The organism is Georgenia sp. Marseille-Q6866 (assembly GCF_965111665.1).
Map to the genome: position 1 here is coordinate 216,661 of NZ_CBCOOR010000002.1, position 12,782 is coordinate 229,442.

Consider the following 12,782-nt stretch of genomic DNA (forward strand, 5'->3'; position numbering starts at 1 on the left):
GCCACTGGCCGGAGAGGCGGGACGGGGCTCCGGCAGCGTGGCAGCGGCGACACCCGGCCGGGTCACGTCGTCTGCCACGTCACTCATCCCAGGTCTGCCGCGGCCTGGATGGCGTCGACGATGCCCTGCGCGGAGGACTGGCCGGCGAAGACCAGGGCGATCTCGTCGTTCATCGCGCCGCCGACGTTCTCCCCGAAGGCGGTGTCGAAGTAGAGCTGGACGAAGGGGGCCTGGTCGCGGAACGCGAGGAGGTCGGCCAGGGCCGGGTCGGACACGGAGTCGATCGCGGCCGGGTTGGTCGGCAGGCCCATGTCGTTCTCGGCGAAGGTCTGCTGGACCTCGTCGCTGAGCAGGTAGGTGATGAAGTCGACGCAGGCGTCGGGGGCGTCGTTCGAGCACGCCCACGCGTCACCGCCGCCGAGCGCGGCCTCCGGGTCGCCCTGTCCACCGTCGACGGCGGGGAAGGGGAACCAGCCGGTCTTCTCGCCCAGACCCTCGTTGTCCTCGGTGAGGCCCTGCATGACGCCGGGCTCCCAGTGGCCGGCCAGCTCCATCGCGACCTGCTCGGTGGCGAGGAGGCCGGACGCGGAGGTGGGTCCGGTCTGGGCGGGGGTGGCGAGGAAGCCCGTGTTGAAGGGCTCCGTGGCGACGAGCGCCTCGAGGTCCTCGCCGGCCGCGACGAAGCACGGGTCGGAGAAGTCGAGGGAGGTGACCGCCTCGGTGAGGACATCCTGGCTGCACTGGCGCAGCGCGAAGTAGTACCAGTAGTGCGCGGCGGGCCACTTGTCGCCGGCGCCCACGGAGATCGGCTCGATGCCTTCGCCCTTGAGGGCGTCGACGGCCGCGTCGAGCTCCTCCATCGTCGTGGGGGCCTCGGTGATCCCGGCCTGCTCGAAGAGCTCCGTGTTGTACCAGAAGCCGACGACGCCCACCGAGAAGGGCAGCGCGTAGACGCGGTCCTCGTTGGTCCAGCCGTCGACCGACGACCCGAGCTTCTCGATCGTGTCGGCAGCGACGTCGGTGAGGTCCATCGTCAGCCCGGCCTCGACGTGGGAGGCGAGCTCGCCGCCGCCGCGCTCCATGTAGACGTCGGGGGTGTCCCCGGTCTGGAAGGCGGCGTCGAGGCGCGTGAGCATGTCCTCGTGCGCGAGCGGGGTGATCTCGATCGTGACGCCGGGGTTGTCCGCCTCGAAGTCCGCGGCGACCTGCTCGTAGACGCTGACGCCGGGCTCGTTGTTGGAGTTGTGCCACCACGTCAGGGTGACCGAGTCGCCGTCGCCGCCGGTCGAGGTGGCGTCGGGTTCCTCGCTGTCGCCGCAGGCGGCGAGGACGAGCGCGGCGCTGAGGCCGAGCGCAGTGATGCTGACTGCTCTTCTGCGAAGCATGTCGGTGTTCCTTCAGTCGTCGTCGACAGGGGGTGGCGCCAGCGTGGCAGGGGCTCCGCGCGCGTGTCAATCGTTATCGATAACGTTTTCGTAGCGGTAGAGTCACGAGGATGAGCGAACGGGTGACCATCACGGATGTGGCGCGCAGTGCCGGCGTCTCCGTCGCGACCGTGTCCAAGGTCATCAACGGCCGGTACGGGGTCGCCGCCGCGACGAGCGAGCGGGTGCAGGAGGTCATCTCGCGCCTCGGCTACGAGTCCTCGCTCGTGGCGCGCAGCCTGCGCAGCAGCCGGACGAACGTCATCGGCATCCTCGTCGCCGAGTTCGAGCCCTTCAGCGCCGAGATCCTCAAGGGGGCCTCGGCCGCGGTCGCGTCCACCGGCTACGACCTGCTCGCCTACTCCGGCACCGCGCACGCGGGCAGCGACGTCGGCTGGGAGCGGCGCTCGCTGTCGCGGCTCAGCGGCACCCTCATCGACGGCGCCATCATCGTCACCCCCACCGTCGTCGAGGTCCGGGACGACGTACCAGTCGTCGCGATCGACCCCCACGAGGGCCCCACGGGCATCGCGACCGTGGACGCCGACAACGACGCCGGTGCCGTCCTCGCCACCGAGCACCTCATCGCCCTCGGCCACCGCCGCATCGCCTTCCTCGGCGGGCGCACCGACCTGGAGAGCTCGCGGATGCGCGAGGAGGGGTTCCGCAGCGCCATGGCGGCAGCCGGGCTGGCGGTCGACCCGCGGCTCGTGCGGGTCGGCGGCTACCGGCGCGAGACCGCCGACCGGCCCGCGCACGAGATCCTCGGCCTGGCGGACCGTCCCACCGCCGTCTTCGCGGCCAACGACCTCATGGCGATCGCGACGATCGACGCGGCCCGCGACGTCGGTCTGCGCGTGCCGCAGGACCTGTCCGTCGTCGGCTTCGACGACGTCCCCGAGGCCGTCGCCGCCACGCCACCCCTCACGACCATCGCCCAGCCGATCCAGCAGATGGGCGCCGAGGCCGTCGGTCTGCTCGTGCGCCTCATCGCCGGCGACGACGCCGCGCGCGCCCACGTGCGCCTGCCCACCCGGCTCGTCGAGCGCGGCAGCACCGCGCCCGTGCCCGGCCGCTAGCGCTGGCGCCGAGCGGCGCGACGCTGCATGCTCGCGCCCCAGAGCATGCCGAGCAGGCCGACGACGATGCCGGTGAGGCAGATCGCCCGGACGCCGTCGAGCTCGCGGCCGGTCACCTCGAGGACGAGCACGACGACGAGGGCGACCACCCAGACGACCGTGCCGCCGAGAAACATCGTCACCGTGTTGACGCGCATCGGCGGCAGGTCCTGCGAACGGGTCTCCGGGATGCGCATGGCTCGATGGTAGGGGACCGGGTCCACGGGGACGGGTGGCGCGCAGCCACCGGACGCGCCGTCGTCGTCGCCTGAGGAGTGAGCACCGGCGACGAGGCCGGGCCCGGTTCTGGCACCATGCGGGCCATGTCCACACCGGCGCCGGCGCGCACGCAGAACCCCAGCTGGATCGACCGCTACTTCCGCATCTCCGAGCGCGGCTCGACCGTCGGGCAGGAGATCCGCGGAGGCATCGTCACCTTCTTCGCGATGTCCTACATCCTCGTCCTCAACCCCCTCATCCTCTCCACGCCGGACTCCACCGGCGCCTACCTCGGCGGGGGGACCGACGGGCCGAATCTGGCTGCGGTCGCGGCCGGTACCGCGCTCGTCGCGGGCCTCATGTCCATCCTCATGGGCTCGGTGGCCAAGTTCCCCCTCGCCGTCGCGGCCGGACTGGGCATCAACGCCCTGCTCGCGTACACCGTCGTCGGGATGCCGGGCATGACGTGGGCCGACGCCATGGGCCTCATCGTCCTCGAGGGCATCCTCATCCTCATCCTCGTCCTCACCGGGCTGCGTGAGGCCGTCTTCCGGGCGGTCCCGCAGCAGCTCAAGGTCGCGATCTCCGTCGGCATCGGCCTGTTCATCGCGCTCGTCGGCCTCGTCAACGCCGGCATCGTCCGCCCCGGTGGCACCCCGCTCCAGCTCGGCATCGACGGCTCCCTCGTGGGCTGGCCCGCCGTCGTCTTCGTCGTCGGCCTCTTTCTCATCATGGTGCTCATGGCCCGCGGCGTGCGCGGGGCGATGCTCATCGGGATCGTCACCGCCACGGTGCTCGCCGGGATCATCGAGGCCGTCGCGCACGTCGGCACGCAGGCCGAGGGTGCTGCCGGCGGCTGGGGCCTGACCGTCCCGGCCATCGAGGGCTCGGTCGTCGCGGCGCCGGACTTCGGCACGCTCGGCCAGTTCTCGCTCTTCGGCGCCTTCGGCAAGATCGGTGTCGTCGCGGCGCTGCTCCTCATCTTCTCGATCCTCCTCGCCGACTTCTTCGACACCATGGGCACGATGGTCGCCATCGGCGCCGAGGGCGGGCTTCTCGATGAGGACGGCAACCCGCCGAACACCCGTCAGATCCTCGTCGTCGACTCCCTCGCGGCCGCCGCCGGTGGCGCGGCGGGCGTCTCGTCGAACACGAGCTTCATCGAGTCGGCCGCGGGCGTGGGCGACGGCGCGCGCACCGGCCTGGCCTCGGTCGTCACCGGCATCGCGTTCCTGCTCGCGATCTTCCTCGCGCCGCTCGCCGAGTTCGTCCCCTACGAGGCGGCGACCCCGGCGCTCGTCATCGTCGGCTTCCTCATGATGCAGCAGGTCACCGAGATCAGCTGGCGGGACATGGCGATCGCCATCCCGGCCTTCCTCACGATCGTCCTCATGCCCTTCGCCTACTCGATCACCGTGGGCATCGGCGCCGGCTTCATCGCTTACGTCGTCCTCGCGGCGACGCGCAAGGGCGGGGCCCGCAAGGTGCACTGGCTCATGTGGGTGGTCGCGGCGCTCTTCGTCGTCTACTTCGCCCTCGGGCCCATCCAGCAGGTCCTCGACATCTGAGCCGTCTCGCTTCTCCACTCGCTCGACTGTGCGCCCCTAGGGGCCACCACGCTCCCGGTCTACCGGGGCGCATGGTGGCGGGAGGGGCGCACAGTGCGTTCCGGGGGCGCGCCGGGACTCCGTGATGCGCCGCTGCGTGCCACAAGCGAGGCGTGAGGGGACTTCCGGAAGTTCCTGTCAAGGGTCCAGCCTTGTGCGACCCTCTCGGCCGGGCGGTTTGTGGCACATGCCGCACGGCCGGAGCGGAACCCGCGCGCGAGAGTGCCCCTCACGACCATGCGCCCGCCGGTGTCACCGTGCCGCCGGTAGACCGGGAGCATGGTGGACCAGCGGGCGCAGGGTGAGAGGACGGCTGTGCGGTGGGCGGCCGTGCGGGCAGAGCTGGCAGGCGTCAGCCCCAGAGGCGGCGGGTGGCGAGCTCGGCGCCGGCGGAGAGGGTCTCGAGCTTGGCCCAGGCGATCTGCGGGTGGATCCGCCCGCCCAGCCCGCAGTCCGTCGAGGCGATGACGCGCTCGCGGCCCACACCGGCCGCGAAGCGCTCGATGCGGTCGGCGACCAGCTCGGGGTGCTCGACGACGTTCGTCGCGTGGGAGACGACGCCGGGCAGGATGAGCTTGCCCTCGGGCAGCTCGACGTCCTGCCACACCTTCCACTCGTGCTCGTGGCGCACGTTGCCCGCCTCGAAGGAGTAGGCGCCGGCGTTGATCTGGAGCATGGTGCTCACGATGTCGGCCATCGCGATGTCGGTGGTGTGCGGGCCGTGCCAGCTGCCCCAGCACAGGTGGAAGCGGATGCGGTCCTCGGGCAGGTCGCGCAGCGCGTAGTTCAGCGCCTCGACCCTCAGCTGGGTGAAGGCGACGTAGTCCTCGACGCTCGGCTCGGGGGTGATCTGGTCGAAGTTCTCCGCGATCGAGGGGTCGTCGATCTGGAGGACGAGCCCGGCGTCGATGATCGCGCGGTACTCCTCGCGCAGGACGTCGGCCCACGCGTAGACGAACTCCTCCTCGCTCGCGTAGTGGCGGTTGGTGATGCGCGAGGCGCTGCCGGGGGACAGGGCGGTGATGAACCCTTCCTCCGCGCCCGTGCGCTCCAGCGCCGCCTTGAGGTTGGCGATGTCCGCGGCGATCGCGTCCTGGCCGGTGTAGCTGAGCGGCCCGGTGCACGAGGGGAACGGGCTGGCCTTGGGGTCGCCGGTGAAGATCCCGGACGTCGGGTCCGCGTAGGCCTCGGCGAAGATGTGCCGGTCGCGGCGGTGGAGGAAGCCGGTGAGCCGGGTGTCGCCGGGGGCGGACTGGACGTCGGCGGTGGCCCAGGAGGCGTCGTCGATGATCTCCAGGCCGCCGGTGCGCTGGAAGGAGTAGGACCACCACGCGCCGTAGTCCACCGGCGAGCTCATCGCCTTGCCGTACTCGCCGTCGCCGACGACGTCGATCCCCACGGCCCGCTGCCGCTCGACGAGGGCCGTCACCTCCCCGGCGAGGAAGCCGGCGAAGTCCTCCGGTCCCTCGCCCGCCTGTCGGGCGGCGTTGGCCTCGAGGAGGGCGGCGGTGCGCGGCAGGCTGCCGGCGTGGGTGGTGAGAATGCGGTCGGCGCTGGAACGCACGGGTACCTCCGGGTCGTGGACGGGCGCCTCCATGCTCGCACCCGGCCCACGGCGAGGGCCTCCTGTCCGCGAGCCGGGCGCCGTCGTCGTCGCCGTCCTAGTAGGCGAGAACGCCGGCGTGGGCGACCTCACCACGACAACTGTTTCGTTCGCTGAACTAACGATCTAGAATTGGTCACATGACGAACCCCTCGCCCTCGACGACGACGGCGAGCCGCACCCGCCAGCACCCCGACCTCGCCACGGAGCTGCGCGTGACGGTCCTGCGACTGTCCCGCAAGATCCGTTCCGCCGCCGTCGTGGGGGAGCTGAGCGAGGCCCAGTACTGCGTGCTCGCCGGCCTGACCCACCACGGACCCTCCACCCCGCGCGCCCTCGCCGAGCGGGACGGCGTCCAGCCGCCGACCATGACCCGCACCATCGCGGCACTCGAGTCGGCCGGCCTTGTCGTGCGCAGCGCTCACCCCACCGACGGGCGCCAGGTGCACATCGAGCTCACCGACGCCGGCACCGCCGTCGTCGACGAGACCCGCCGCCGCCGCACCGAGTGGATGGAGGAGATGCTGCGCCACCTCACCGCCGACGAGCGCGCTACCGTCGAGAAGGCCGTCGCGATCCTCCGGGAGGTCGCCCACGTATGAGGTCGACCTTCGCCTCCCTGAAGTTCTTCAACTACCGGATGTGGTTCGCCGGCGCCCTCGTGGCCAACGTCGGCACCTGGATGCAGCGGATCGCCCAGGACTGGCTCGTCCTCACGATCCTGTCCGACGACTCCGGGCTGGCGATCGGCATCGTCACCGGGCTGCAGTTCCTCCCCATGCTCCTGCTCAGCCCCTTCGGCGGGCTGCTCGCCGACCGGCTCCCCAGGCGCAAGCTCCTCATCGGGACGCAGTCGGCGCTCGCGGTGCTCGCGGCAGGGCTCGGCCTCCTCGTGCTCGGCGGTCACGCGCAGCTGTGGCACGTCTACGTCTTCGCGCTGACGCTCGGCGTCGTCACCGCGCTGGACAACCCGGTGCGCCAGACCTTCGTCGCCGAGATGGTGCCGCCGGCCAGCCTGCCCAACGCGGTGGGCCTCAACTCCGCGTCCTTCAACGCCGCGCGGCTCATCGGCCCGGGCATCTCGGGCCTGCTCATCGCCGTCGTCGGCCCGGGCTGGATCTTCATCATCAACGCGCTGAGCTTCGCCGCGACGATCCTGTCCCTCACCCTCATGCGCAAGGACGAGCTCCACGAGCTGCCGCACACCTCCCGCGGCAAGGGGCAGATCCGTGAGGGGATGGCCTACGTCCGGGGCCGCACCGACATCCTCACGATCATGGTCGTCGTCGGTGTCGTGGGCGCTCTCGGCCTGAACTTCCAGATGACGAGCGCCCTCATGGTCCGCGAGGTCTTCCAGCGGGACGCCGGCGAGTACGGCATCCTCGGCTCGATCATGGCGGTCGGCTCGCTCGGCGGGGCGCTCCTGGCAGCCCGGCGCAAGCAGCCGCGGGTCCGGCTGGTGCTCGGGGCGGCCTTCGCCTTCGGCGTCGCCTCCGGCCTCATGGCGCTCATGCCGACCTACGAGCTCTACGCCCTCATGACCATCCCGGTGGGCTTCGCGTCCCTCACGATGATGACCGCCGCGAACGCCACGGTGCAGATGTCCACCGACCCGCACTTCCGGGGCCGGGTGATGAGCCTGTACATGATGGTCTTCCTCGGCACGACGCCGATCGGCGCGCCGGTCGTCGGGTGGATCGGGGAGACCTTCAACGCCCGCTGGGCGGTCGGCGTGGGCTCGATCTCCGCGATCCTCGTGTCCGTCGCTGCGGCCTTCTGGGTCAAGCGGCACTGGGAGGTCGAGGTGACCTACCGGCTGCGCCACCGCCCGCACCTGCGCATGGTCGGCCCCACCGAGCGCGCCCGTTCGCGCGAGGAGGCCAAGGCTCGGCTCGGCGCCTCCGACGCGGAGAACGCCACCGGCCTCGCCTGACCGCGACACCCCCGACCTCTTCCGCATATGCGGGGTATCTGCGGCCGGACGTCGTGTGCCGACTGCGGAAATCCCGCATATGCGGAGGAGGGGGTGGGGGGTCAGGCGGTGTAGGCGCCCTGCCAGACGGAGGCGAAGGGCGTCCTGGCGCTGACGCGGGCGTGGATGCCCGCGGTCACCAGGGCCTTGGCCGTGCGGACGGCGTCGGGGACGCTCGCGCCCTTGGCCAGCTCCGCCGCGGTCGCGGCCGCGAGGGTGCAGCCGGCGCCGGAGACGCGCTCCTCACCGACCTTGGGCTCGGACAGGATGGTCACCTCCTCGCCGTCGAACAGGACGTCGACGGCGTCGTCCCCTGGCAGCTCGACCCCGCCCTTGGCGAGCACGTACTTCGGTCCGAGCGCGTGGATGCGCCGGGCGGCCTCGACGAGGTCGTCGACCGAGGAGATCTCGTCCATGCCGGACAGCGTCCGGGCCTCGAACATGTTTGGGGTGATGACGGTGGCCAGCGGCAGCACCTGCTCGCGCAGCGCGGTGTCGGTGTCGAGCGCGGCACCGGCCTCCTGGCCCTTGCAGATGAGCACCGGGTCCAGGACGACGTGGCGCCACGGCTGGGCGCGCAGCGCGCGGGCGACGACGTCGATCGTCGCGGGCGTGCCGAGCATGCCGATCTTGACGACGTCGAGCTCGTGAGTGGAGGTGGCGGCCTCGATCTGGTCGGCGATCACCTCGGGTGCGACGGGCACGAAGCGGTGCGCCCAGTCGTTCTTCGGGTCGAAGGAGACGATGCAGGTGATCGCCCCGACCCCGTAGACGCCGAGCTGCTGGTAGGTCCGGATGTCGGCCTGGATGCCTGCACCGCCGGTGGCCTCTGAGCCGGCGATGACGAGGGCGAGCTGGGTCACGTTCTGCTCCCGTACGTGAGGAAAAGGACCCACCCAGGGTATGCCTCCCCGCGGGACGTCAGTCCCGCCCGCGGTGCCGTCGCAGGGCCAGCCCGCCACCGAGCAGCACGAGCACCGCGAGAGCAGCGACGCCGACCGGCGCGCCCGTGCTCGGCAGGCGGCCCGGAGCCGGCGCCGCCGACGGGGCAGGCCGGGTGGTCTCGTCGCCGGCACCGCCACCGGACGTCGGCGCGCTGTGCGTCGGCGTCGGGTCGGGCGTCGGTTCCGGGGTGGGCGTCGGCTCGGGCGTCGGTTCCGGGGTGGGCGTCGGCTCGGGCGCGTCGGGCAGGACCGTGCCGTCCTCGCCGACGACGAGGACGACCTCGTCGTCGTAGGTGCGCCGCTCGGTGCCGAGCACGGCGAGGTCGTCGTCGAGGAGCGGGAAGGAGTAGACGGGGGTGAGAGTCATCGTCGCGGCGACTCCCGGCTCCTCGCTGCGCTCGAGGTTGACCTCGAGGTGCCCGTAGTGCTTGCCGCCGTCCACGAGCCGCTCACCGTCCCAGACCTCCGGCTCGGACTGGTCGGCCGACCATACGCGGTAGGGGTTGTACCCGAGCAGCGGCTCGGACAGGAGGTTGCCGTTCTCGTGCCGCTCGCCGCGCAGCCCGTCCCCGGCGACGCCGACGTCGTAGTAGTGGATGCCCTGGCCGTCGCCGTCGGCGTCGACCCAGGAGCGCTCGAACATCTCCGAGTGGCCCGAGATCACGGCGGCCACGCCGTACTCCTCGAACATCTCGCTGTACACCCGCATGGGCGGGCCGCCCTGGCCGGAGGACTCCTCGTGGTTCATGGGAAGGCCGTGCTCCCCGGAGGAGTAGGGGGCGTGGTGGAACTGGACGACGACGACCTGGCCGCGCTCCCGGGCGTCGGCGAGCTGCTCCTGCGCCCACTCCCACTGCACGCTGCCCGGGTTGTAGGGCGACAGGTCCGTGCCGCCGCCGGCCTCGTAGGCGGTGGAGGTGTAGCTCGACTGCGTGTCCGCCCCGGGGCCGGTGTACTCCCGCCCGGTGAGCCGTTCGTCCTCCGGGTAGTTGTCGCGGTGGTCGTCGGGCAGCCCCTTGGTCGAGTCGAGGGTGAGGACGGTGAGCGGGCCGTAGTCGATGCGGTGGTAGTTGCTCTGGTGCTCGGGGGTGCCGTTGCCGGGCGGGGTGAAGTAGCTGCGGTAGGACGCTCGGCCGTCGATCACGGCCGGGATCGTGTACTCGCCGTCGGAGGCGCCGAAGGGCTCCCAGTTGCCGAGGGCGGTGACGACCGGGCGGCTCTGGGCGGTCTGGCCCGCGTCCCCGCTCAGGTACCTGAACCACTCGTCCCACGCCGGCTGGAAGCCGCCGCCCTGGACGAGGTCCCCCGCGAAGAGCATGAGGTCGGGGTCGCGGTCGGCGACGATGCCCATGTTGGACGCGAACCCCTCGTCCTCGGTGAGCGCGTAGCGCAGGATGCGCTCGCCCTGCCGGTCCTCGGAGCCGAAGGTCTGCGCCCACCGCGAGTCGGTGGGGGAGGGCCGCTCGCTGCCGTCGGCGACCGCGCCCGGCACCCACTCGCGGTGGGTGACACGGCCCGCGGGCTCGGTCTCCGAGTCCGACATCGCGGTGAACCTGATGTGGTCCCAGTCCTCCCGGCTCGGGGCGGTGGTCAAGGTGCTGCGCACCTCCGAGTCGCCCTGTCGTACGAGGTACTCGTACTCGGTCCCCGGCTCGAGGCCCTCGACCCGCACCTGGTGCCGGTAGGCGCGCCCCTCGCGGAACCAGTCGCCCCACTCCGGGTGGTCCACCGCCTGCTGCCGGTTGTTGTCGGTCCAGTCGAGATGGGCCTGCAGCTCCGGGGTCGAGGCGACGGGCTCCCGTCCGGCCAGCTGCAGCTCACCGGGCTCCTCCTCCCAGGAGAACCAGGTGACGAGCATCGAGTCCGTCGTCGGGCTCTGCAGGTAGGGCTGGACGCGGAAGTCGTCGGTGGCGGCGCTCGCGGGGACACCGGCGAGGGCGGAGACGGCGAGAGCGGCAGCGGCGCCGAGCGCGCACGCGCGGGCGGGGGTGGACGGGCGGACTGTGACCATGCGCACATCGAAGCAGAGGGCGCCGACATCCACGCGCCGGACGGAGGGGACGGTGCCGCCCCGGCAGGAGATCTTGAGGGAGTCCTGAGGTGGGCCTGGGGTGAGCGCGCGGGTCCGCTGAGGTCGGCGGCAGATATTTGCTTCAGCGCCGGACGGACCGGCACCAGCCCGAGAGGACACCACCATGGCTCGCAGCACCACCACCACCTCCCGCTTCACCTCCACCACGTGGAAGGCCATCGCGGCCACCGCCGCCGGCGTCGTCCTGCTCGGTGCGGGCGGCGCGACCTTCGCCGAGTGGTCGGACTCCGAGGCCGCCGCGACCGACACCGCGATCACCTCCGGTGTCCTCGACCTCGCCGCCGGCGAGGGCACGTGGACCAACGTCGTCGGCACCGACGTCACGGCCGCCGTCGAGGACGGCAGCTACCTCGTCGTCCCCGGCGACGCCCTCACCTACCGCGAGACCATGACGGTCGACGCGCAGGGTGACCTGCTCCGTGGAACGGTCGCCCACAACCTCGAGGGCCTCACCGGCGACGCCGAGCTCCTCTCCAAGCTCGCCGCCAGCACGACCATGACCCTCAACGGCACCCCCGTCGCGGGCGCCTCCACCACCGTCGTCGCCGACGACGAGCTCCAGGACCTCGACGTCGCCGTCACCGTCGCCTTCGACGCGACGACCGCCGGCCTCGTCGGCCAGGGCCAGAGCGTCACGCTCGGCGGCCTCGACGTCACCCTCACCCAGGCGCGCATCGCCGGCGAGTGACCCGGCCCCACCACCCGCACCGGCCCCGTCCCAGCAGCGACCAGGAGACCTTGATGAGCACCGCGACCGCCACCCTCACCCCCGCCCGGCACCGCGTCGAGCCGGCACCGCGCCGCCCCGGCATCGTGCGCACGCTGGTCACCCGCGTGCTCCCCGGGGTGCTGCTCGTGGCGCTGCTCGCCCTGCTCGGCGCCCTCATTTTGGTCCCGCGTCTGCTCGGGTGGGCCCCGCTCACCGTCCTCAGCGGCTCGATGGAGCCGACCATCCCCACCGGCAGCCAGATCGTCATCTCCCCGGTGACCGACGTCGAGTCGCTCGAGGTGGGGGACGTCATCACCGTCATGCCCTACCCGGACGACCCCACGCTCGTCACGCACCGCATCGTCGAGCGGGCCGAGACCCCGGCGGGCCCCTCCTTCAGCACCCAGGGCGACGCGAACGACGTCGTCGACCCGTGGCAGGTCACCGAGACGCAGGTCCGCGGCGAGGTCCGCTACTGGGTCCCCGCCGCCGGCTACGTCGCGACCGCGCTGTCCGGTCACACCAAGGCGATCGGCACGGCCGTCATCGCCGCCGCACTCTTCGGCTACGCCGCCCTGCAGGTGGTCCGCGCCGGGCGTGAGCGCCGCACCGCGGACGCCGTCGTCGGCCCGGTCGTCGACCGCGAGCGCCTCACCCGCCTGGAGGACGAGGTCGGCCACGAGGCCGCCGTCGGGATGGTCGAGCGCTTCGTCGACATGCTCCCCACCCGGGTGGCCCGTCTTCACGACGCGGTCGCCGCCGGCGAGGTCCCCGAGCTGCGCGACGCCTCGCTCAGCCTGGGCGGCACGGCGTCGATGCTCGGCGCCGACCGGCTCGCCGAGGTGGCGGCCACGTGCCGCGCCGCGGACGCCGCCATGGCGCGCGAGGTCCTCGCCGAGCTCGACCGGCTCGCCGACGCGACCGAGCGTGAGCTCGTTGCCGTGCAGCAGGCCTAGCGCCGGGCGAGATCGGCGCGTTGCTCGCCGGGTGGGGCAAGCAGCACGACGACGTGTTGCGAGAGGTACAGCACGAGCGTCATGTACAGACACTGGACACGACTCGTTTACATGTTAAGTTTCCCAGTCAATAGTTGA

Annotated in this window: 11 protein-coding genes; 6 read left to right on the forward strand and 5 right to left on the reverse strand. The window is 72.0% G+C overall.

The annotated features are described in order from the left end of the window. Window positions 1–83 precede the first annotated feature (83 nt). On the reverse strand, window positions 84–1,385 hold the full coding sequence (locus ACWPXV_RS02930) for an ABC transporter substrate-binding protein (RefSeq protein ID WP_454083815.1): 1,302 nt from the start codon (window positions 1,383–1,385) through the stop codon (window positions 84–86). Between the two features lie 110 nt (window positions 1,386–1,495). Here ACWPXV_RS02930 and ACWPXV_RS02935 point away from each other — a divergent pair, with 110 nt between their 5' ends. After that, a complete protein-coding gene (locus ACWPXV_RS02935) occupies window positions 1,496–2,503 on the forward strand; it encodes a LacI family DNA-binding transcriptional regulator (RefSeq protein WP_454083816.1) in 1,008 nt (335 codons plus the stop codon). On the opposite strand, the gene ACWPXV_RS02940 is transcribed toward ACWPXV_RS02935, so the two are convergent. Beyond that, entirely contained in the window at window positions 2,500–2,739 is a 240-nt protein-coding gene (locus tag ACWPXV_RS02940) for a DUF2530 domain-containing protein (RefSeq protein WP_454083817.1), read from the reverse strand. The two genes, ACWPXV_RS02935 and ACWPXV_RS02940, sit on opposite strands and share 4 nt — an antisense overlap. A 126-nt stretch (window positions 2,740–2,865) precedes the next feature. On the opposite strand from ACWPXV_RS02940, the gene ACWPXV_RS02945 reads away from it, so the two are divergent. Continuing rightward, window positions 2,866–4,329 carry an NCS2 family permease gene (locus ACWPXV_RS02945; protein ID WP_454083818.1) on the forward strand — a complete coding sequence of 488 codons (1,464 nt, stop codon included), beginning with the start codon at window positions 2,866–2,868 and terminating at the stop codon, window positions 4,327–4,329. Between the two features lie 391 nt (window positions 4,330–4,720). On the opposite strand, the gene ACWPXV_RS02950 is transcribed toward ACWPXV_RS02945, so the two are convergent. Further along, the gene (locus ACWPXV_RS02950) at window positions 4,721–5,965 is read right to left on the reverse strand and encodes a cobalamin-independent methionine synthase II family protein (RefSeq protein WP_454083819.1); all 1,245 of its coding nucleotides are present in this window, start codon (window positions 5,963–5,965) and stop codon (window positions 4,721–4,723) included. Window positions 5,966–6,111: 146 nt separating this feature from the next. On the opposite strand from ACWPXV_RS02950, the gene ACWPXV_RS02955 reads away from it, so the two are divergent. Together ACWPXV_RS02955 and ACWPXV_RS02960 are read left to right on the forward strand one after the other, a co-directional pair. Beyond that, entirely contained in the window at window positions 6,112–6,573 is a 462-nt protein-coding gene (locus tag ACWPXV_RS02955; protein WP_454083820.1) for a MarR family winged helix-turn-helix transcriptional regulator, read from the forward strand. After that, on the forward strand, window positions 6,570–7,904 hold the full coding sequence (locus ACWPXV_RS02960; RefSeq protein WP_454083821.1) for an MFS transporter: 1,335 nt from the start codon (window positions 6,570–6,572) through the stop codon (window positions 7,902–7,904). Before ACWPXV_RS02955 ends, ACWPXV_RS02960 begins: the two co-directional genes overlap by 4 nt. A gap of 101 nt (window positions 7,905–8,005) precedes the next feature. Here ACWPXV_RS02960 and thiD read toward each other — a convergent pair whose 3' ends face one another. Together thiD and ACWPXV_RS02970 are read right to left on the reverse strand one after the other, a co-directional pair. Continuing rightward, the gene (thiD, locus tag ACWPXV_RS02965) at window positions 8,006–8,806 is read right to left on the reverse strand and encodes a bifunctional hydroxymethylpyrimidine kinase/phosphomethylpyrimidine kinase (protein ID WP_454083822.1); all 801 of its coding nucleotides are present in this window, start codon (window positions 8,804–8,806) and stop codon (window positions 8,006–8,008) included. Between the two features lie 58 nt (window positions 8,807–8,864). Further along, a complete protein-coding gene (locus ACWPXV_RS02970; protein ID WP_454083823.1) occupies window positions 8,865–10,898 on the reverse strand; it encodes a metallophosphoesterase in 2,034 nt (677 codons plus the stop codon). Between the two features lie 184 nt (window positions 10,899–11,082). Here ACWPXV_RS02970 and ACWPXV_RS02975 point away from each other — a divergent pair, with 184 nt between their 5' ends. After that, window positions 11,083–11,667, forward strand: a complete 585-nt coding sequence (locus ACWPXV_RS02975) for an alternate-type signal peptide domain-containing protein (RefSeq protein WP_454083824.1) — start codon at window positions 11,083–11,085, stop codon at window positions 11,665–11,667. A 53-nt stretch (window positions 11,668–11,720) separates the two neighbouring features. After that, on the forward strand, window positions 11,721–12,644 hold the full coding sequence (locus tag ACWPXV_RS02980) for a signal peptidase I (RefSeq protein WP_454083825.1): 924 nt from the start codon (window positions 11,721–11,723) through the stop codon (window positions 12,642–12,644). Window positions 12,645–12,782: the final 138 nt, after the last annotated feature.